Source organism: Paenibacillus sp. FSL M8-0228, from assembly GCF_038007385.1.
Lineage (GTDB): Bacteria > Bacillota > Bacilli > Paenibacillales > Paenibacillaceae > Paenibacillus > Paenibacillus polymyxa_D.
On sequence record NZ_JBBOXA010000001.1, the window covers coordinates 87,819 to 112,500 of the forward strand.

The window sequence follows — 24,682 nt, forward strand, 5'->3', positions numbered from 1 at the left end:
TTGTCCTCCTGACTGCCAGGTGCAGCGGGAGGATATTCACATCATGGAATAGGAGTGAATGAGATGAATGACATGCAGTTATATGATTTAACAAATGCGCAGAAGCGTATATGGTATACCGAATTACTCTATCCAGATACGTCAGTGTCACAGCTTTCCGGTACAGCTAAGATGAAGGGGCATATCCATATTGCTGCCTTTATGCAGTCCATTAATTTGATTATCAAACAGTATGATGCATTCCGCATCCGTATTACCTCAGTGGATGGAGTGCCTCAGCAGTACGTCGTTCCTTATGAAGAGAGACAGTTGGAGTGCCTGGATCTTAGTCACTATGAAAGTGTATCTAAGGTGGAAGCCTTACTTGAGCAACACAAAAGCAAACCCTTGCCCCTGCTGGATTCTGAGCTCTTCCAGTTTTTAATTGTGAAGATTAGCGAGGAAGAGTATTGGATTAATATCAAGATGCACCATATTATTTCTGACGGAATATCAATGGTGGTCTATGGCAATCAGCTGACAGCATTTTACATGGAGTTAATTCAAGGAAATGAACCGAAGCTGGGCGACGATTGCTCGTATATTCAATATATTGCAGATGAGAATGCATACGAACTTTCTGACAGATACCAAAAGGATAAGGCTTACTGGCTGGATAAATTTTCTGATTTGCCTGAGCTTACGGGTTGGAAGTCATATAATCCGTTATCTTTAAGCACCCACGCCGTTCGGGAGCATTTTACCGTACCAGAAGAGCTATATCACGAGCTGCAAGCATTTTGCCAACAGAATAGGATTTCTTTGTTCCAGTTCTTCATGGGTGCGATGTATATCTACATACACAAAATGACGAATCAGCCGGATGTGGTGATTGGCACTTCGTTCGCTAACCGGGGGAACAAAAAAGAGAAGCAAAAGATAGGTATGTTCGTCAGCACTGCTGCTGCCAGAACATACGTCAAAAAGGATATAGATGTGTTGAGCTTCCTGCAGGATGTAGCCAGAGATCAGATGTCAGTCCTGCGGCATCAGAAATATCCATACAATCAGTTAATTCAGGATCTTAGAGAAATGCATGGTAACAAGGATATTCAGCGGCTTTTTGGCGTTTCAATGGAATATCGTCTTATCAATTGGGTTGATTTGGATGATGTGCGTATTTTGACGGATTATGATTTCTGCGGGGACGAAGTGAACGATTTCGTACTTCATATCGTAGAGATCCTGGATGAAGGCGAACTGGTACTGGATGTCGATTATCGGACGGAGCTGTTTGAACGCAGCGAAGTTAAGGACATGGTTTCCCAGTTGCTTACGATCGCCGAGCAGATCATTCATTCACCTCAGCTTTCTATCGCAGAGGTAAACTTATTGGGCGAACCCGAAGAGCAATCCATTTTGGCTCTTTCGGAAGGCGCTGCAGTCGATTATCCACGTGAGAAGACCATCCATGGCTTATTTGAGGAACAAGCCGAGCGCACGCCAGATCATGTAGCCGTTCAGATGGACGAGCAGAGCATTACATACCTAGCTCTAAACGAGCAGGCTAACCAGCTTGCGAGATATTTGCGCTCCGAGGGAGTAGGGGCAGATACGCTCGTAGGGATTATGGCTGACCGTTCCTTGGAGATGGTCATCGGGATGTTGGCCATTTTGAAAGCAGGGGGTGCCTATGTACCGATTGACCCCGATTATCCGGAAGAGCGTATCCATTATATGCTGGAGGATTCAGGTGTCCGTCTGTTGCTCACCCAAAGTCATCTGTGGGAGAGTACCACTTTTGACGGAAAGCTTGTGAGCCTGGACGATTCTACAACGTATACAGGAGATGCCTCCAACCTGGAGAGCATTTCGGGACCAAACCATCTGGCCTATGTCATCTACACGTCGGGTACAACCGGCAAGCCGAAGGGCACGCTGATTGAGCACAAAAATGTAGTTCGACTGCTCTTTAACGATAAAAATTTATTTGATTTCACCTCTCAGGATACGTGGACGCTATTCCATTCGTTCTGCTTCGATTTCTCCGTTTGGGAGATGTACGGAGCGCTTCTTTATGGAGGGAAATTGGTGATTGTTCCATCTCTCACAGCCAAAAGCCCAGCAGCTTTCCTGGAGTTGTTGAAAGATAACCAAGTCACCATTTTAAATCAGACGCCGACGTATTTTTATCAGGTGCTACAGGAAGAACTAACGCACTCTTCGACAGAGCTTGGCCTTAGAAAAATCATTTTTGGTGGAGAGGCTTTAAGTCCATCTCTTCTGAGAAACTGGCGGGTCAAGTATCCTGATGTGCAGCTGATTAATATGTACGGAATTACGGAAACAACGGTCCATGTCACCTACAAGGAAATCACGGAACATGAGATTGAAGCGGGGAAAAGCAATATTGGCAGAACGATCCCCACACTTAGCGCTTACATTCTCGATGAGCAAAGACGCTTGCAGCCTGTTGGGGTTCCGGGAGAGCTATACATTGCGGGGGACGGTCTTGCCCGTGGGTATTTGAATCGGCCGGATTTGACGTCTGAGAAATTCGTTGAACATCCGTATCGGGCGGGAGAGCGGCTGTACCGAACGGGGGATCTTGCTCGTTGGTTGCCTGATGGCAATATTGAATATTTGGGGCGGATCGACCATCAGGTCAAAATTCGCGGCTATCGAATTGAGCTTGGCGAGGTAGAAGCCCAAATTCTCAAGGCTCCGAACGTACGGGAGACGATTGTCCTCGCACGGGAAGACGAACAGGGCCAAAAATTGCTGTGCGCCTACTATGTAGCCTCCAGTGATCTTTCGCCGGGGGAATTGCGGTCTCAGCTGGCAGCGGAACTCCCCGCTTACATGATTCCTTCTTATTTTGTCCGGCTGGAGCAAATGCCGCTTACGCCAAATGGCAAACTGGATCGCCGTGCGTTGCCGGCTCCTGAAAGCAGCGTACAATCCGGCGAGGCTTATTTGGCTCCGAGAACTGCTGTGGAAGCTCAGATGGTACTCATTTGGCAAGATATCTTGGGTGTTACCCGCGTTGGTGTCAGGGATAATTTCTTTGAAATTGGGGGTCACTCCTTGCGGGCAACAGTGCTCGTTTCACGGATTCACAAAGAATTGGGATGTAGCATTTCGCTGCGTGAGGTGTTTCAGTCACCTACAGTCGAATCCTTGGCGCAACTTGTGAAGAAACACATTCCAACCATGTACGAATCCATCCCACAGGCGGCGGAAAGCGAAGCTTACCCAGTGTCCTCAGCGCAAAAGCGGTTATACGTGCTGAGACAGATGGACGGGGGAGAGCTCAGCTACAATATGCCAGGGGTCTTCACGGTGGATGGACCGTTGGATCGCACGCGGCTGGAGTCTGCGTTCCAGGCACTGATCCAGCGCCATGAATCCCTGAGAACCGGCTTTTATATGCAGGATGGAGAGCTTGTTCAGCGTGTGCATAGGAATGTGCCGTTCGTGTTGAACTACACAGAGGCTTCGGTGGAGGAGACGGATACGCTCATTCACAGCTTTATTCGTGCCTTTGATCTGAGTCAGGCTCCATTACTGCGTGTTAGCTTGGTGAAGCTCCAGGAGGAGCGTCATCTGTTGCTGTTTGATATGCATCACATCATTTCAGATGGGGTTTCTATTCAAATATTGATAGAGGAACTTACTCATTTGTATCAAGGAGAACAGCTACCAGAGCTGCACATCCAGTACAAGGATTATGCCGTATGGCAACGGGAACAGTCAGAGAACCAATGGCAAGATTTTGAGAAATATTGGCTGCAAGCCTTTGAAGGAGAGTTGCCAGTATTGGATCTGCCTACAGACTTCCAACGACCTTCGGTTCGAAGCTTCGAGGGAAGCCGAATTGATTTTACATTGGATGAGTCTGGAAATAAGGCGATACAAGAGCTTGCATCCCGTACAGGTACTACACTGTATATGGTATTGCTGGCTGCTTATTCGGTACTACTGCACAAATATACAGGACAGGAGGACATCGTCGTAGGTTCTCCAGTAGCCGGAAGGCCGCAGGCTGAGCTTGAGGGTATCATCGGAATGTTTGTCAACACACTGGCCTTGCGCAGCTACCCGGCAGGAGATAAAACCTTTCAGGATTATCTTCTGGAAATCAAGGAAACAGCGCTCAAGGCGTTTGAGCATCAGGATTACCCTTTTGAAAAATTGGTCGAAAAGCTGGGCGTAGGACGTGATGTCAGCCGCAATCCGCTCTTTGACACCCTATTGGTATTACAAAATACCGAGCAGGAAGAGCAGGAAATGGACGGAGTGCACTTTACTCCTTACTTGATGGACACCGTCACAGCCAAATTTGACCTGTCCCTCAATGTAGAGGAGAAGGGCTCAAAATTAGCCTTTGGCCTCGAGTATAGTACGGCTTTATATCGCCGTGAAAGTGTAGAGCGACTTGCAACGCACTTGCTCCGGATTCTGCACGCAGTCTCGGCCAATCCCCAGTTGCAACTGGCCGAGATAGAAATGATCACACCGGAGGAGAAAGTACAGATCGTTGAAGTATTTAACGCGACATCGACTCCTTATCCAAGCCACAAGACCATTCATGAGCTGTTCGCAGAACAAGTCAAGCGTACACCGGAGCAGACGGCGCTTGTATTCGGCGATGTCCAGCTAACGTACCTTGAATTGGAAGACAAGGCGAGCCGATTGGCCCAAACACTGCGTCGTTTGGGAACGTTAAGGGAGCAGCCTGTGGCCGTGATGGGTGGACGAAGCATCGAAATGGTCATTGGTATGCTCGCGGTGCTTCAAGCGGGTGGAGCCTATGTGCCTATTGATCCTGATTACCCGGAAGATCGGGTGCGTTATATGCTTAATGATTCGGACGCCAAGCTATTATTGGTGCAAAAGAGCGAGCTTATAAATGTAGACTACGGTATACCGATTGTCGATCTTAGCAGTGAAGAGGCTTATGCAGCTGAACCTGCCCAGCCGGAGACTGCTCAGGGATCGCAGGGGCTTGCTTATGTCATCTATACATCGGGTACGACGGGTAGACCGAAGGGCGTTATGGTGGAACACCGGAACGTGGTTCGTCTGGTCAAAGAGACCAACTATGTGGAGCTGAATGAATCTACGCGGATTTTGCAAACGGGAGCAGTGGCCTTTGATGCTTCTACATTCGAGATATGGGGAGCTTTGCTTAACGGTGGACAGCTCTATTTCGTAGAGAATGACGACATTCTGATTGCCGATAGGCTCAAAGCAGCTATTGCCAAGTACGGGATTACGACATTGTGGCTTACTTCACCGCTTTTCAATCAGCTTTCCCTGCAGGATGAGTACCTGTTCAGAGGGCTCAAAGCATTACTAGTCGGCGGTGACGTACTGTCCATATCTCATATGAATCGTGTAATCGAGGCTAATCCTGATCTTGTCCCTATCAATGGCTATGGTCCGACAGAGAATACGACCTTCTCCACCACCTACGAGATTCCAGGTCGTGCCGAAGGGGTCGTACCGATTGGTCGCCCAATTAGTAATTCGACCGCTTATGTGGTCAATGGATCGCTGCAATTACAGCCTATTGGTGCTTGGGGTGAACTCATTGTCGGCGGTGAAGGTGTAGCGCGCGGATATCTCAATCGTCCTGATCTCACAGCAGAGAAATTTGTCCCTAGTCCTGTGAAGGACGGAGAACCCTGCTACAGAACTGGGGATTTGGTACGCTGGCTTCCAGATGGGAATTTGGAGTTTAAAGGAAGAATTGATGAGCAGGTCAAAATACGTGGTTACCGCATCGAACTCCCTGAAATCGAGGCCCAACTGGCCAAGGTGGAGTCAGTAATCGACGCCGTAGTGGTCGTTCGCGCGGATGAGCTTGGAGAGAAGCAGCTTTGCGCTTATTATGTGGCGGATCGTGCGCTCACGGCAGGCGAACTACGCCTTGCCCTATCGCAGGTACTTCCGGGCTATATGATGCCATCCTATTTTATTCAGATGGATCGTATGCCATTAACGTCAAACGGAAAAGTGGACCGCAGGTCTCTGCCGGCTCCGCAAGTAGGTGCGCATACAGGACGGAAGTATACAGCTCCTCGTACACCGGCCGAAGAAGCTTTGGCGTCTGTCTGGCAAGGGGTGCTGGGTGCCGAACAGGTGGGTATCCATGACAATTTCTTTGAATTGGGTGGAGATTCCATCAAGGCCATTCAGGTGTCGTCACGGTTACTGCAGGCCGGCTATCGGTTAGAGATGAAGCAACTGTTCAAATCGCCAACCATTGCCGAGCTAGGCGCGGAAATACAGACGGCTGTGCACATGGCTGAACAGGGAGTTGTGCGTGGAGCGACTCGCTTGACTCCAGTCCAACAGTGGTTCTTTGGCCGGAAGCAGTCAGAGCCTCATCACTTCAATCAAGCGGTTATGCTGTATCGTGAACAGGGGTTTGAGGAAAAGGCCTTGCATCAGGTGCTGAGAAAACTTGCTGAGCATCATGACGCCCTTCGTATGGTTTTCCGTCAGACAGAGCATGGCTACGAAGCTTGGAATCGTGATCTTGAAGAAGGAGAGCTTTATAGCCTGTTCACCGTTGATTTACGGAATGAATCCGATCCGACTGCAGCCATTACATCGCTGTCGGATGACATTCAGCGCAGTATCCATCTGGCAGAAGGCCCGCTGCTGAAGTTAGGGCTTTTCCATTGTCAGGATGGAGACCACCTTCTGATCGTGATCCACCATTTGGTGGTGGACGGAGTATCCTGGCGGATTTTGTTCGAGGACATCGCAGCAGGCTATGAGCAGGTGATTCAAGGCCAAGCACTGACACTCCCGCAGAAGACGGATTCCTTCCGTGACTGGGGTGACGCCCTTGCTCGTTATTCGGAAGGCCCTGAAATGGAGACTCATCGGGCGTATTGGAGAGAGCTGAAGGATCAGCCACTCGAACAGTTGCCGAAGGATGAGGCTGTGGAAAGCCTTCTTTTACAGGATAGCAAAGTAGTAACAGCACAATGGACTATAGAAGAAACCGACCAATTGTTGAGAAAAGCCCACCGTGCTTATCAAACAGAGACGAATGATTTGCTATTGACTGCTCTAGGCATGGCGATATCCAAGTGGTCTGGGATCGAAAAGGTTGCTGTGAATCTGGAAGGGCACGGTCGTGAGCCGATTATACCGAATATTGACATCACCCGTACCGTCGGCTGGTTTACAAGTCAATATCCGGTGATTTTAGACTTGGGGGATAACTCGGAAGTGGCCTCCTTGATCAAGTCTGTGAAAGAAGGGTTGCGCCGAATTCCGAACAAAGGTATTGGCTACGGGTTGCTCAAAACGGTGGCAAGTCAGTTGGATGAAGATAGCTTCAGCTTGCAACCTGAGATTTCTTTTAACTATCTGGGGCAATTTGATCAGGATTTGCAAGGAAGCTCATTGCAGATCTCTCCTTATCCGACCGGAAGCGCGCAAAGCTTGTTGGAGGAACCGGCCTATACGCTAGATATCAATGGCATGGTGACGGACGGAGCCCTGACTCTGACGATTACTTATAACGGAAAACAGTATAAGTCATCTACGATGGAACAGCTCGCTGGATATATTGAAGAAAGCCTGCGGGAGCTTCTTCAGCATTGCGTAACCCAAGAAAAAACCGTATTGACACCAAGCGACGTGCTTGCGAAAGGTCTAAGCATTGCCGACCTGGAGGAGCTTTCTAAGCAAATGAGCCACATTGGCGATATTGAGAATGTATATAGTCTGACGCCGATGCAGAAGGGCATGCTGTTCCATGATATGTTTGAGCCGCATACAGGCGCTTATTTTGAGCAGGCTGCTTTTGACTTTAAAGGTAGCTTTGATCCGAACGCCTTCGGACACAGTCTGGATGCAGTGGTGGAGCGTCATGCCATCCTGCGCACGAACTTTTACAGCGGATGGGGCAGCGAGCCTTTGCAGGTTGTATTTCGGCACAGAGGCGCTAAATTGGTGTACGAAGACCTGCGGGAGATGAATGCATCGCAGCGTGAGGCTTACCTGAAGACATTTGGTGCTAAGGACAAAGCACGGGGCTTTAACCTGGCTGAAGACGAGCTTCTTCGTGTATCGATTTTACAAACAGATGAAGAGAGCTTCCGTCTCTTATGGAGCTTTCACCACATCGTCATGGATGGGTGGTGTGTTCCGTTAATTACGCAGGAGGTATTTGAACACTATTTTGCCCTTCTGGAAGGAAGAGAGCCGCAGCTGGCAGAGGTTCATCCGTACAGTCGATATATCGAATGGCTGGAACAGCAGGATGAAGCAGCTGCGTCCAACTATTGGAGCCGATATCTGGCCGGTTACGAGCAGCAGACGCTTTTACCTCAAGTCGGTGGAGCAAGTAAGGGAGAAGGCTATGTAGCAGAAAAGCTGAATTATCCTCTCAGCAAGGAATTAACTGAGCGCCTTGAAAAGGTGGCCAGGGATGCTCATGTCACGATGAACATATTGCTGCAGTCCCTCTGGGGCATTGCACTTCAACGCTATAACGGTAGCCGGGATGTCGTGTACGGAAGTGTAGTATCAGGCAGACCAGCAGAAATTCCGGGCATTGATCGGATGATTGGTTTGTTCATCAATACGATTCCTGTTCGTGTGAAGACAGAGGAGAATCTCCCCTTCACGGTTCTGATGAAGCAGCAGCAGGAACAATATATGGCTTCTCATATGTATGACACCTACCCGTTGTTTGAAATTCAGGCTCAGACGGATCAGAAGCAGGATCTCATCTCTCATATTATGGTGTTTGAGAATTATCCTGTGGAAGAGGAAGTAGAGCGTCTGGGTGGTGGCGAGGCTGCCTTTGAGATTGAGGAAGCGGAGCTTCTTGAACAAACGAATTACGATTTTAACTTAATTGTTCTACCGGGCAAAGAGATGAGATTGTTGTTCCAATACAATGCGCTCGTCTATGATCCAGCCACGATCGAGCAAATCAAGGGCCACTTGTTCCACCTGATGGAACAAATTGTGGAGAATCCTGCAATTTCCGTGGATGCTCTAGAATTAGTCACGCCGCAGGAGAAAGAACAGATTCTGAACGTATGGGGAAATACACCAGGCATTTACGAGCAATGTAACACGTTCCACGGGCTGTTGGAGGAACAGGCGGGACGAACGCCAGACGCGACTGCCCTTTTGTTTGGGGACGAGATGCTGACCTACGCCGAGCTCAATGCAAAAGCCAATGGACTGGCGAGAAGGCTCCGTACTCAGGGAATCAAGACGGGAGATCTGGTGGGACTGATTGCTGCACGGTCGCTCGAAATGATCGTTGCGATCTACGGCATTATGAAAGCCGGGGGTGCCTATGTTCCAATCGATCCAGAGTATCCGAAAGAACGAATCAGTTACATGCTTGAAGATTCCGGGGCGAAGCTGATCCTTACACAGGCCCATCTCTTGGAGCATCTCGGATGGACGGAAAATGTTTTGCTGCTGGATGAATCATCGACCTATGATGCCGACACCTCGAATTTGGAGGCTACTGCCGGCCCGGATGATCTGGCTTACGTGATCTACACTTCAGGTACGACGGGTCAGCCTAAGGGCGTATTAGTCGAGCATCGGGGACTACCCAATCTTTCGGACGTATACGGGACACACTTCGAAGTTACACCGCAGGATCGGATCGTTCAGTTTGCAAGCCTGTCGTTTGATGCATCGGTTTCGGAAATTTTAACGGCGCTGAGCCACGGGGCTGTTCTGTGCATCCCTTCTCCACAAGATATTTTAGATCATGCCCTGTTCGAGCAGTTCATGAACGATAAGGGGATTACGGTAGCGACTTTGCCACCCGCTTACGCTATCCACCTTGATCCAGAGCGTTTGCCAACACTGCGGTGCTTGCTAACCGCTGGATCGGCCGCATCGATCGAGTTGATCGAAGAGTGGAGGAAGCATGTACGTTACTCTAATGGCTATGGCCCAACAGAGGACTCCGTATGCACCACAATCTGGTCTGTCCCGGACAGTGAGGGAGCAACGGATATTGTATCTATTGGACGACCTATTGCTAACCATAGTGTGTACATCTTGGATGACCATTTTAGATTGCAACCTGTCGGTGTAGCTGGAGAGCTATGCATTTCGGGTATCGGGTTAGCGCGGGGGTATCATAACCAGCCTGAGTTAATGGACGAGAAGTTTGTGGACAATCCATTTGCTCCAGGAGAGCGTATGTATCGGACGGGTGACTTGGTTCGCTGGTTACCGAATGGAACCATCGAGTACTTAGGTCGAATAGATCACCAAGTCAAAATCCGCGGCTACCGTATCGAGCTAGGCGAGGTAGAAGCACAAATGCTCAGAGTGCCGTCCGTTCAGGAAGTCGTGGCCATGGCTGTAGAGGGCAATGATGGCTACAAAGATCTAGTCGCTTACTTCGTAGCCGCTCAGAAACTTGAGGTATCCGAACTTCGGGCCGTCCTGTCGGAGATGTTACCTGGATATATGATCCCTTCCCGCTTCATACAAATGGACGATATGCCTCTGACGTCGAACGGAAAAATCGATCGAAAAGCGCTGCAGGGCGAGCGTGGATGGGCAGTTGCTTCATCTGAGGCTCCAAAGACACCTGTAGAAATGCAATTAGCCCAAATCTGGCAAGAGGTGCTAGGTGTAGAGAATGCGGGAGTGAAGGATAATTTCTTCCATTTTGGAGGTCATTCACTGCGTGCAGCCCTGCTAGTCTCACGAATTCGCAAGGAAATGAATCGAGAGATTAGTCTGAGAGCAGTGTTCGAGTCTCCTACTATTGAAGGATTGGCCCGTGCTATTGAGGGCTATACACCGCTGAATTTCGAAGAAATTCCTACAGCGGGAGCGAGAGAGCATTATCCATTGTCCTCTGCCCAAAAACGACTGTTTATTCTAAGTCAGCTGGAAGGTGGAGAGCTGAGCTACAATATGCCAGGTATTCTTACCGTTGAGGGAGCTTTGGATCGGGAACGACTAGAGCAGGCATTCCGTCGTCTGATTCATCGTCATGGTTCGCTGCGTACTCGTTTTGTGACCGTGAACGGTGAACCTGTACAGCAGCTCCTGACGGATGTTCCGTTTGCTGTGGAATATGCGGAGTTGAGCGAGGAAGAGGCAGGAGCTACCCTTCAGCAGTTCGTCCGTCCTTTTGATCTGGGTGTAGCTCCATTGCTGCGGGTCGGCCTTATTCGAATTGCACATGAGCGCCATTTACTATTGTTTGACATGCACCATATTGTCTCAGATGGGGTTTCTATGAATATTCTCATAGAAGAGTTTCTCCGCTTCTACCAAGAGGAGGACGTACTTCCTGAGCTACAGATCCAGTACACAGACTATGCGGTATGGCAGCAAGAGCAGCTCGGAAGCGAGCGTCTTAAGGCCCAGGAGGCTTACTGGCTGGATGCTTTCCGCGGAAGCTTGCCAGTGCTGGATTTGCCAGGAGATGAAGTTCGTCCTGCGGTGCGAAGCTTTGCGGGCGATCGAATCGACTTCCAAATTGATTCTTCTCTGAGTGCTTCACTTCAGGAGCTGGCTACCCGAACGGGTTCCACTCTGTTCATGGTACTGCTGGCAGCCTATACAGCGCTCTTGCACAAGTACACAGGTCAGGAAGATGTCATCGTCGGTTCACCTGTGGCAGGAAGATCCCATGCGACACTCGAAGGCCTCATCGGTATGTTCGTCGGCACAGTGGCACTTCGTACTTATCCAGAAGGAGAGAAGCCTTTCGAGGCTTATCTGCAGGAAGTGAGGGAAACAGCGCTGCGGGCCTATGAAAACCAGGATTACCCGTTCGAGGAGCTGGTAGAAAAGCTGGAGCTTCAGCGTGATTTGAGCCGTAACCCACTATTTGATACCATGTTTGTCCTGCAAAATATCGATCAGGGAGAACAAGAAATAGAAGGATTGCGCTTCACTCCTTACGATAATGTACATCCGGCTGCCAAGTTCGATCTTACGTTGACCGTGAGTGAAGAAGCAGACGGGGCATTGAACTGCACGCTTGAGTATGCGACTGCGATCTACAAGCAAGAGACTGCTGATCGGATGGCAGGCCACTTTGTACAGCTTATTCGGGAAGCCATCGCCAATCCGGCACTGCCGTTGTCATCCCTTGATATCGTGACACCTCAGGAAAAATCAAGGCTGATGAAAGCGCCGGACGAAGCCAAGGCAGATTATCCTCGTGACAAGACGATCCATGCGCTGTTCGAGGAGCAGGCCGCACGTACTCCGAATGCAGTGGCAGTCGTATGTGAAGATGCAACCCTGTCCTACATCGAGCTGAACGAGCGGGCCAATGGACTTGCCCGAACGCTGAGGGAACGTGGTTTGCAACCAGACGGTTTGGCTGGAATCATGGCGGATCGTTCCCTTGAAATGGTGGTCGGAATTTTAGCCATCTTGAAAGCAGGCGGGGCCTATGTCCCTGTAGACCCTGAATATCCAGAAGACCGCATTCGCTTTATGCTTGAGGATTCAGGAGCCAAGCTACTGCTGACACAAGCGCATCTGGAGCAACGGGTCTCCTTCGCCGGGGATATCGTAAGTCTGGACAAAACGGCTTCCTACAAGGAGGATGTCTCAAACCTGGAGCCTGCAGCCGGACCGGGGAATCTTGGCTACGTCATCTACACATCGGGTACGACAGGCAAGCCAAAGGGAACACTGATTGAGCATAAAAATGTAGTTCGCTTGCTCTTTAATGATAAAAATATGTTTGACTTTGGTCCTCAGGATACGTGGACACTGTTCCATTCATTCTGTTTTGACTTCTCTGTATGGGAAATGTACGGAGCATTGCTGAACGGAGGACGGTTGGTCATCGTTCCATCGCTTACCGCGAAGAGTCCAGATCGTTTCTTACAATTGCTTAAGGATCAGAAGGTCACCGTTTTGAACCAGACACCGACTTACTTCTACCAGTTGCTACAGGAAGAGCTCGGTCATCAGGCGGCAGAACTGAGCCTCCGTATGATTATCTTCGGTGGAGAGGCATTAGCTCCGGCCCTGCTCAAGGACTGGAGAACGAAGTATCCGCAAGTGCAGCTCATTAACATGTACGGCATTACCGAAACGACCGTGCATGTAACCTACAAGGAAATTACAGAGTTGGAAATTGAACAGGGCCGCAGCAATATCGGCACCACGATTCCGACGCTGCGAGCGTACATTTTGGATGAACAACGCCGTCCACAGCCGATTGGCATTCCAGGTGAACTCTATGTGGCGGGCGTAGGTCTGGCGCGAGGTTATCTGAACCGACCGGAATTGACGGAAGAGAAGTTTGTCGCTCATCCGTTCGAAGCAGGCGAGCGTATGTACCGCTCGGGTGACTTGGCACGCTGGTTGCCGGATGGCAGCATGGAGTATTTGGGACGGATTGACCATCAGGTAAAAATCCGTGGTTACCGTATTGAGCTAGGTGAAGTGGAAGCGAAGCTGCTCCATGCTCCGTCTGTAAGAGAGGCCGTTGTGCTCGCCCAAGAGGATGGAAGTGGACAAAAAGTGCTTGTCGGCTATTTCACAGCCGATCAGATGCTGACGGTAGGAGAGTTGAGAAAAGCCTTGGCTGCCGAACTGCCGGCTTATATGATTCCATCTTACTTTATGCAATTGGAACAGCTGCCTTTGACACCAAATGGCAAACTGGATCGCAAAGCGCTTCCGGCTCCGGAGGCCAATGTGCAGACTGGAGCGGTTTATGAACCGCCAAGGACGAAGGCTGAGGAAGCTTTGGCTTCCGTATGGCAAGGTGTGCTGGGAGCACAGCAGGTCGGCATCCACGATCATTTCTTCGACCTGGGTGGTGACTCCATCAAGGCGATTCAAGTGTCCTCGAGATTGTTCCAAGCTGGATATAAATTAGAGATGAAGGATCTCTTCAAATATCCGACAATTGCCGAGCTCAGCCCGTATCTTCAGGCAGCCGGACGTACAGCGGAACAGGGCGAAATTAAGGGTGCAGCAGAGTTAATGCCAATTCAGCGCTGGTTCTTTGAACGCCATACAGCGGAGCCGCACCATTATAATCATGCCGTCATGCTCTATCGGAAAGACGGCTTTGATGAGGCTGCACTCCGATTGACAATGGACCAAATTGCGATCCATCATGACGCGCTGCGCATGGTTTTCCGGCCTACAGAAGCTGGATACGCAGCTTGGAATCGGGGAACGGATGAAGGCGAGCTCTACACATTGGACATTGCTGATATGCGGCAGGCGGAAGACCAGACAGCTGCGGTTCAGGCCCAAGCCAATGCCATTCAGGCAAGCTTTGACTTGGAAGGTGGCCCACTGTTCAAGCTAGGCCTGTTCCATTGTGAAGATGGCGATCATTTGTTGATTGTCATTCATCACCTCTTGGTTGACGGTGTGTCCTGGCGCATCCTGTTTGAAGACATTGCAACAGGATACGAGCAGGCGTTGAATGGACAAACGATTGTTCTTCCGCAAAAGACCGATTCGTATCTTGTATGGTCCGAGCAAGCGGCGAAGTATGCAGCAGGTCCTGCCCTGGACGAGGAGCGTTCATACTGGCAGCAGATTGAGGAGACGCTTCTGGCTCCACTGCCCAAGGATAAGGATCAGGAGCCAGGCACCGTTCGGGATACCGAGTCGGTTACGGTAACGTGGTCTGCTGAAGAAACAGAGCTGCTGTTGCGACAAGCAAACCGGGCTTATCATACGGAGACGAATGATTTACTCTTGACTGCTCTGGGAGCAGCTATTCAGCGCTGGACAGGCATGGAGCAGGTTCTGGTTAACCTTGAAGGACATGGACGGGAAATGATCATACCAGATCTGGATATTACCCGTACCGTGGGCTGGTTCACAACTCAGTACCCTGTTCTGCTGAACCTGCAAGATGGGCAGGAAGTATCTACCCGGATCAAGCGCATCAAGGAGAATTTGCGAGAGGTTCCGCACAAAGGTATCGGCTACGGTCTGCTGAAATATATGGCACCGGAAAAAGACACTCGATTCAGCGTAGAACCAGAAGTTTCCTTCAACTACCTTGGACAGTTTGACCAGGATTTGGAGGGGAATGCTCTTAGCTTGTCTACACATTCAGTCGGTAAGGCGCTCAGCGATCTCACACCACAGCAATATGCTCTGGATGTGAATGGCATGATTGCTGAAGGACAGCTATCACTGACGATTACGTACAGCAACAGGCAGTATCGTAACGAGACGGTGAGTCATTTTGCTGAATTATTACAGTCAAGCCTTAGTGAGGTCATCCGGCATTGTGTAGCTCAGGAGTGTTCACAGCTTACACCTAGTGATGTTCTGTTCCAAGGATTAACATTGGAGCAGCTTGATCGACTTACGGCGCAGACGGCTCATATCGGAGAGATTGAGGATGTGTACAAGCTGACGGCAATGCAGAAGGGCATGCTGTTTCACAGCCTGCTGGAGCCGGATTCCTCTTCATACTTCGAACAGGCAACGTTTGAGATGCGTGGCAGCTTCGATGTAGATATCTTCTTCGAGAGCTTCCAGGCTTTGGTGCAACGACATGCCATACTACGTACCGGCTTTTACAACAACATTGCGGATGTACCGCTGCAAGTTGTCTTTAAGCAACGGTTAATCCCTCTGCACTACGTAGATTTGCGCGACGCATCTATGCAGGAACAAGAAGCCCGGATCAAGGCTTATATTGCTGAAGATATGGTTAAGGGGTTCAGCTTGTCAGATGATCCGCTGATGCGAGTGACCGTCTTGCAGAAGGATCAAAGCTGTCTTGTATTGTGGAGCTTCCACCATATTGTTATGGATGGCTGGTGTATCCCGATCATTACACAGGAGCTGTTCGATTATTATTCTGCCAAGAAACAGCAATTACAGCCTGTCCTGCCGCCAGCTCAGCCCTATAGCCGTTATATCGAGTGGCTTGATGCACAGGATGATCAAGAAGCTTCAACATATTGGAGCCAATATCTCGAAGATTATGACGGGAATACCGTATTGCCGGAAGGTAAAACGAAATCTCAAGCCAAAGAAGCGGGCTATGTCCTAAAAGAGCATGTTCTCCATCTGGGTGCATCTTTGACCGGTAAAATGGATGTTGTCGCGAAGCGCAATCACGTGACCGTCAACACACTCATGCAGACAGCTTGGGGACTGATTCTTCAACGTTATAATGCCAGCTCGGATGTCGTTTTCGGCGGCGTTGTGTCGGGTAGACCGGCTGAGATTGCAGGGATCGAGAATATGGTGGGTCTGTTTATTAATACAGTACCTATCCGTGTACAGTCATCCAAAGACGAGGCTTTCGTCGAGGTAATGAAACGTACACAGGCACAATCATTGGCTGGTCGTGTCTACGATACCTATCCACTGTATGAGATTCAGGGGAAAACAACCCAAAAGCAGGACCTGATTTCTCATATTATGATCTTTGAAAATTACCCGCTCGACGAACAGGTGGAGCAATCGGGTAATCAAACGGAGGACAATCTCGAAGTTGCCAACTTCACCATGTTTGAACAAACCAACTATGACTTTAACCTGGTTGTGATTCCAGGCGAAGACATTAAGGTCTGCATTCGCTACAATGCTTCGGTCTACGAGCAAGAAAGCATTGTGCGAATCGGAGGACATTTATTGCAAATGCTCGATCAGGTAGCTACTCATCCGCAAGCGACGATACAGGACCTGGAGATTGTAACATCTGAGGAACGGACAAACCTGCTTGACTGGGGTGGCAAGGCTCATGTCTACCCAAGTGATCAGGGCCTGCATACCTTGTTTGAGGAACAGGTGGCCCGTACGCCGGATAAGATCGCGGCAATAAGCGGCGACATCCAGATCACATATCGGGAGCTGAACGAGCAGGCGAACAGACTAGCTTCCACCTTGATAGCCCAAGGACTACGGAGTGAACAAGTAGTGGGGCTGTTGGCGGATCGGTCAGTGGAACTGCTGGTTGCCATCATGGGGGTACTCAAAGCGGGCGGAGCCTATGTACCGATTGATCCTGAATATCCGCAGGAGCGGATTCAGTATATTCTGAAGGACTCTGGCGCTGAGATTCTGCTCACACAGAGCCACCTGACGAAACTAGCGGCCTTTGAGGGAATGGTTATGGAATTGGATGCCCCGCACATCTACGGAGCTGGAGTGAATAATCCTAATATTCCTGTGAGAGGAAACGATTTGGTGTATCTAATCTATACTTCGGGTACAACAGGAAATCCGAAGGGAACCATGATTAACCATAAAGGAATCGTGAACTACATCTGGTGGGCCAATAAAGTCTATTGTGCAGGGCAACCAACGGACTTCCCGCTGTATTCGTCCATTTCGTTTGACTTGACGATGACATCAATGTTTACTCCGTTAATAAATGGAGGAATAGTACGGATTTATGATGGTATAGATAAAGCGGAGGTTGTTCAGCATATTTTGCGCGAAAATGCGGTGGATATTCTCAAGCTGACGCCGACGCATCTCAGTCTGATTAAAGATATGACCATCCCGGTAGAGAGTCGCATTCAGCAGCTTATTGTGGGTGGAGAGAATCTGACCACACATTTGTCAAAAACGATTACCGACCTCTTTGGTGGCAATATCAAAATCTACAATGAATATGGACCAACCGAAACGGTCGTCGGCTGCATGATTCACCTGTACGATCCTGCGAAGGATACACGGGAATCCGTACCGATTGGTTTGCCGTCAGACAATATATACATTCATATCCTGGATGAACAGCTTCGTCTCGTACCGTTAGGTGTGGAGGGCGAAATGTACATCGCCGGGGACGGAGTAGCCCGTGGATACCTGAACCGTCCGGATCTTACCGCAGAAAAATTCATTAGGAATCCGTTCGCTGCGGAAGGAAATATGTATCGCACCGGAGATTTGGCTCGTCGCCTTCCTAATGGAGACATTGAGTACATTGGGCGTATTGACCATCAAGTCAAAATACGGGGCTATCGTATTGAGCTTGGTGAGATTGAGGCCAAGTTGCTGGATATGCCCCTTGTCGAGGAAGCTCTCGTTGTTGCGTGGGCAGACGCCAATGGACAGAAGTCTCTGTGTGCTTACTTTGTAGCGGATCGCGAAATGTCTGTCAGCGAGCTGAGAAACGAACTGTCTGCCGGACTGCCTGCATATATGATTCCGTCTTACTTCGTACAACTGGACGTGATGCCTCTGACACCGAATGGCAAACTGGATCGCAAGGCACTGCCTGAACCGAACTCGGGTATAAAGGCGGGAGCAGACTTTACCGCTCCGCGGACGGATGTGGAGAACATTTTGGCTTCAATCTGGCAAGGTGTACTTGGCGTGCCGCTTGTCGGCATTCATGATAATTTCTTTGAACTTGGAGGTGACTCGATCAAATCCATTCAAGTATCCTCAAGGCTTCTTCAAGCAGGCTACAAGCTTGAAATGAAGGATTTGTTCGGTTATCCGACAATTGCAGAGTTGGCGCAGCGCGTTAGTGTGGTCAGCCGAATTGCGGACCAAAGCGAGGTACACGGATCGGTAAGACTGGGACCTGCTCAGCACAGATTCTTCGATGAACAGTCAATGGATCTGCATCACTTTAATCAGTCGGTCATGTTGTACCGACGGGATGGCTTCAATACCGATGCGCTCGCCGAGGTTGTTCGGACAATTGCAGAGCATCATGATGCTTTACGACTGGTGTTCCGCCAAGGAGAGCAGGGATTGGAGGCCTGGAACCGGAGCGTAGGTGAGGGTGAACTCTATAGCCTCCAAATCCACGACCTGCGGGATGAGACAGACCCGGCTTCAGCAATAGAAGCGGGTGCGGAAGCCATTCAGCGCAGCATCTCTCTGGAGGATGGACCTCTCTTTAGACTGGGTCTGTTCCGCTGTGCGGAAGGCGAACATCTGTTGATCGTTATTCATCATCTGGCTGTGGATGGCGTATCCTGGCGTATCCTCTTTGAGGACCTGCAGGAAGGCTACGAGCAGGCAGCACGTGGAGAAGCAGTCAAGCTTCCGCAGAAGACGGATTCGTACCGTGCATGGGTTGAGGGAATCACACAATTTGCTAACAGCCCGGCGGCTGAACAAGAACTCAGCTATTGGGCAGAGGTAGAAGGAGATGGCTTTGTCCCTCTTCCCAAAGACAAGGTAGATGGCGCACTTCTCATCAAGGATAGCGAGGCTATCACGGTCAGATGGTCACCAGAAGAGACAGAGCAGTTCCTGAAAGAAGCGAACCGTACTTACAATACGGAGGTCAACGATCTGCTCCTGACAGCCCTTGGTATGGCTGTTCACGAGTGGACGGGAATCGAACGTGTAGGCATCCTTCTGGAGGGACATGGGCGGGAGCCTGTTGTACCGGAACTGGATATTACTCGCACAATAGGCTGGTTTACAAGTCAATACCCTGTCGCCCTTGAGATGGACGGGGAATTGGAGATCGGGGCCAGAATCAAGCATGTAAAGGAAGGCTTGCGTCGTATCCCGAACAAAGGTGTCGGATATGGGATTTTGAAATATTTAAGCGACAGTCCCGATACCTCCTCCTTCTCGGCTGAACCGGAGATTACGTTCAACTACTTGGGTCAGTTCGATCAGGATCTTGCAGGAGGGACGATGGAAGTATCGCCTTACTCCGTAGGACCTGAGGTCAGTGAGCAGATGGTGCAGCATCAGGCATTGAACATTAATGGACTGATTGCCGAAGGGCAGCTTCAACTCTCGGTCAGCTATAACCATCATCAGTTCCACGGGGAGTCCGTGGCTAAGTTTGTTGGCATTCTGAAGAACTGTCTTAGTGAAGTCATTGGACATTGCGTAAGTAAGGAAAGAACAGAACTAACACCAAGCGATGTACTCCTCAAAGATATCAGCTTGGAAAAGATTGAGGAGTTAGAAGAGCAGACACGGCATATCGGTAGTATTGAGAATATGTATAAACTGACGCCGATGCAAAAGGGGATGTTGTTCCACAGCTTGCTGGAGGCTCATTCAGAGGTCTACTTTGAGCAGGCCACATTTGAAATTCAGGGAGTGTTCTATCCTGAGGTTTTCAAACGCAGCTTACAGCAACTGATGAAACGGCATGCCATATTGAGAACGAATTTCCATGCTGGATGGGGCGATTTCCCTATACAGATTGTGTTCAAAGAAAGAGCATGCGATTTCGTATACGAGGATTTGCATGAGCTGGATTCCGCTGAAATAGAAGCGCGTCTTGCAGCTTATGTTGCCCAAGACAAAGCAAGAGGCTTTGATCTTGCGAATGAAGCCTTGCTGCGTGTTGCTATTCTACGTACTGCAAAAGAGCATTACCATCTGTTGTGGAGCTCTCATCACATCATTTTGGATGGCTGGTGTATGCCACTTGTGCTCCAGGAAGTGTTTGAAACATACGGAGCTCTACGTGAGCAAAGGGAACCTGAGCTTCCTGTAGCAGCATCGTACAGCCAGTACATTCAATGGTTGGAGAAACAAGGCGAGGAAGAGGCATCCTCTTACTGGAGAGGGTACCTGAAAGGCTACGAGCAGCAGACGAAGCTGCCACAAGCCATCACACAGCCATCGGCAAAAGCAGAGGCCTATGTGTCGGAGAAGCTGGTATTCACGTTGGATGCGGAACTGACCGATCGCCTGGAACAGGTGGCCAAACAGCATCAGGTGACAATGAATACGCTGATGCAAGCAGCCTGGGGAATCGTGCTGCAGCGCTACAATAGAAGCCAGGATATCGTCTTCGGAAGTGTGGTATCGGGAAGACCTGCCGAGATTCCGGGTATCGAAAGCATGATCGGTCTCTTCATTAATACAGTTCCAGTTCGGGTTCAGGCCGAGGGAAGCGATACGTTCTCCCATGTGATGAAAAGACAGCAGGAATTATATTTGGCAGGACATGCTTATGATTCCTATCCGCTCTATGAGATTCAAGCACAGAGCGAACAAAAGCAAGATTTGATTTCTCATATTATGGTGTTCGAAAATTACCCGGTAGAAGAGCATCTGGAAGAGAAAATTGCCAGTGAAGAGGCTGAATACAAAATTACAGATGTTCAGATGTTTGAACAGACGAATTATGATTTTAACCTTATTGTGCTGCCGGGACGTAGTCTGGAGTTCTTGTATCGATATAATGCTCGCGTCTATAACCGGGAGAGCGTGGAACGGATTCAAGGACACTTGACGAGAATTCTGACAAGCGTATCTGTACAACCTGCTATCCGTATTGATGAGCTGGAACTGATCACGCCAGAAGAGAAATCACAAATAATAGAGGTGTGGGGAGATACAGTAGCTCCTTATCCGCGTGAGCAGACCCTCCACGGCATATTTGAGGAAAAAGCTGCGCTCACACCGGATCGTACAGCACTTGTTTACGGAGAAACGAAGCTTACCTATGGAGAACTTCATCAGCAGGCGAACCGTCTTGCACGTACACTGCGTGCCCAAGGGGTCAGACCGGACCAACCAGTTGGCATCATGGTCGAGCGCTCGCTTGAGATGATCATTGGTATCCATGCCATTCTAAAAGCTGGTGGGGCCTATGTACCGATTGATCCGGAGTTCCCAGAAGACCGTATTCGCCACATGCTGGAGGATTCGGGGGCGAAGCTTCTGCTGACGAAGAACCATCTTAAAGATCGGTTCCCGTTCACTGGCACGATCCTGGCACTTGATGATCCGCAGGCGTACCATGAGGATAGCTCGAATCTGGAGCCAATTGCGGGGCCGGAGCATCTGGCGTATATCATTTACACGTCAGGTTCAACCGGCAAGCCGAAAGGTGTAATGATTGAACACCGCTCTGCCGTCCATACGCTGAGTCAGCTGGAAGCTGAATATCCGATGTTGGCAGGCGACCGTTTCCTGCTCAAAACGACATTCACCTTTGACTTCTCTGTGCCAGAGCTGTTCTGCTGGTTCTTTGGACAGGGGACTCTCGTGATCCTGCCACAAGGCGTGGACAAAGACCCGATGGCACTGCTGGAGGCTGTGGATACGAACCGAATCACGCATCTTAATTTGGTGCCATCGATGCTCAGTGTGCTCGTTCAATACTTGAAAGAAAGCGGCACCCAAGGATTCCTTACTCTGAAATACCTGTTTGCCTGCGGCGAGACGCTGCCTGCCAAACTTGTAGAAGAGTACTATAAAGTATCTCCACACGCAGTACTGGAGAATATCTATGGTCCTACCGAAGCGGCCGTATATGCGACCCGATATACAACTAGCCCTGAGACTGCGGCTCTAACGCATGTGCCGATCGGCAAACCGTACGCTAACGTCCAAGTATGGATGATGGACAGCGCTTCTCAGGTATCACCTGTGGGGGTACCGGGAGAACTCTGCATTGCAGGCGAAGGGGTAGCGCGGGGGTATTTCAACCAGCCGGACCTGACGGCAGAGAAGTTCATTCCTCACCCGTACAAACCGGGAGCACGGATTTACCGAACGGGCGATTTGGCCCGATGGCTGCCAGACGGGAATATTGAGTATTTGGGACGGATCGATCACCAGGTAAAAATCCGGGGTTACCGCATTGAGCTGGGAGAAGTGGAGGCACAAATTCTGAGGGTGCCATCGGTGCAGGAAGCGGTTGTTCTAGCACTGGCTGACTCCAGCGGAAGTACTCAGCTTTGCGCATACTTTGTGGCCGAGGAAGGGCTCGCAGCGGGCGTATTACGCGAAGCACTGGGCAGCGAGCTGCCAAGCTATATGATTCCGTCTGCTTTCGTACAGCTCGCACAAATGCCGCTGAATCCGAATGGCAAATTGGATCGCAAAGCGCTACCGGCACCAGAAACCCTTCTGCGGAGCACAGCGGAGTATATCGCGCCACGTACGCAGACAGAAGTAGAGCTCGCTCAGATTTGGTCCGAGGTGCTCGGCGTACAGGAAATCGGGATCAGAGATCATTTCTTTGACCTTGGGGGCCATTCCCTGAAAGTATTGGGCTTGATCCAAAGGATCTCGTCTAATATGGGCGTCCATCTCCCACTCCAGGCCGTGTTTAATCTGCCAACTGTGGAAGAAATGGCGCATGAAATTTTCAAGCTGCAGGCAACAACTACTGCCGACGAACAAGAAATGGAAATTATCCACTTCCCAGGGAAAGGAACGCTTAAAGTATTTTGCTTCCCTCCTCGGGTAGGTCACTCTCTGGGGTACTATGAGATGGCCAAGGAGCTGGATGGGCTTTGCGAGGTGTACGGGATGGAATTTATCGGCGATCGTTTCCAGGGCCAAGATATGCTGGATCGATACATCGATGCCATCGTGAACATTCAAGCCGAGGGCCCATATGTATTCCTTGGATACTCACTTGGAGGAAATCTCGCCTTCGAGGTAGCTAAAGCTATGGAAAGCCGAGGCTACCATGTTGGTGACATTATTATGGTAGATGCTATGAGAAAGATGTCCAAGGATGAATCGACACCTGAGGAGCTTGAAGAGATTGTCGAGACGGTGCTGGATAGCATTAGGGAGCAGTACAAAGTATTCCTCGCCGATCCAGCCGACAGGGAGCGAGTCATGGACAAAATGTTGGTTTACTCCACCTACCGCGATGAGCTTATTAACGCAGGTGAAGTTCATGCGAATATCCATGCTCTGATTGCAGAGGATGATAGTATTGGTCCGGATACATCATTAGATAAATTGTTATGGCAACAGGCGACGCATGGTCAATACAAAGAATACGAAGTCATCGGAACGCATGATGTGCTGCTTGATTCCGGTTTTGTCGGGGAAAATGCTAAAGTACTGAAACAAATACTTGGTAAAATTGCAGAAGCCTCATCTAAAAACAAGCCTATTCTGTCCTAAGATCAATCAACGAGAATAGTGTAGGGTAGCAAAGACGCCCGGATTCCTTTATATAGAAGGAACTCGGGCGTCTTTTGTTTTTTTATGCTGTCCTTAACATATAAAGTCCCTAATCATCTGTGTATGCTTTAGACATGGTTGACTGAAAATGACTGGTGTCGGTGATGAGTTCACGGATGACCTGGATGACAAGCTCCGGTTGATCATGGATGATCATATGCTCGCTCTTCTTGGCAACAATAAATTTGCTGTTTGTAGAGATGTTAAGCATCTCGCGCTGTCCCATTTGCCAGCTTTGTTCGATCTGATCATTTCCGCGCTTACTAATACCGAACTGAGTCAAATCTTGTTGAACGCCCCGGGCAATTACACGTACAGGGAGGTTGCCCAGATGCTGTCCCCGTATGGCATCTTCGGTAGTGCTTGCTAGATCACCTTCCTCCGCAACAGATCGAAAGTACTTAGAAGAAGCGACAATATTCACAAAAGAGTTTCTATCTTGATATTCGACTCGACCCGTTAGCATAAAATTGGGAAACAGGCGAAATGCTCCTGACTTTTCTAGGAGAATGGATATTAACGGGGAGGGATTGACCTTAGGTCGTTCTTTGGCATAGATCTCATTTGTCCGGCGAGCGTCATTCTCAGGCCTGGCATCCACCAGAACCAATCCTGCCACTTCGTCTTTGTAGGTCTGCGCGTACAGTCTTGAGTACATCCCTCCGAGAGAATGGCCTACCAGGATATAAGGAGCTTGGATGTCTGCGTTTTTTAAGGCGAGATGAAGCTCCCGAACGATGTTTTCCCCGGTTCGTGGAGTAGCAGCCTCCTCGCTCCAGGCATAGCCTGCCCGGTCATAGGATACAACAGTGGCGAATGATGACAGCTT

At 49.7% G+C, this 24,682-nt stretch carries 2 protein-coding genes (1 of these 2 running past the window's edge); one reads left to right on the forward strand and one right to left on the reverse strand.

The genetic code is table 11. The features are described 5' to 3' along the window. The first annotated feature begins 63 nt into the window (after positions 1-63). Positions 64-23,793 carry a non-ribosomal peptide synthetase gene (locus MKY98_RS00420; protein WP_069011246.1) on the forward strand — a complete coding sequence of 7,910 codons (23,730 nt, stop codon included), beginning with the start codon at positions 64-66 and terminating at the stop codon, positions 23,791-23,793. Between the two features lie 109 nt (positions 23,794-23,902). On the opposite strand, the gene MKY98_RS00425 is transcribed toward MKY98_RS00420, so the two are convergent. After that, positions 23,903-24,682, reverse strand: partial view of an alpha/beta hydrolase gene (locus tag MKY98_RS00425; protein WP_069011247.1) — the 3' portion only. It continues 255 nt past the right edge of the window; the window shows 780 of its 1,035 coding nt (coding positions 256-1,035); its start codon lies beyond the right edge, outside the window — the gene reads right to left on this strand; its stop codon occupies positions 23,903-23,905.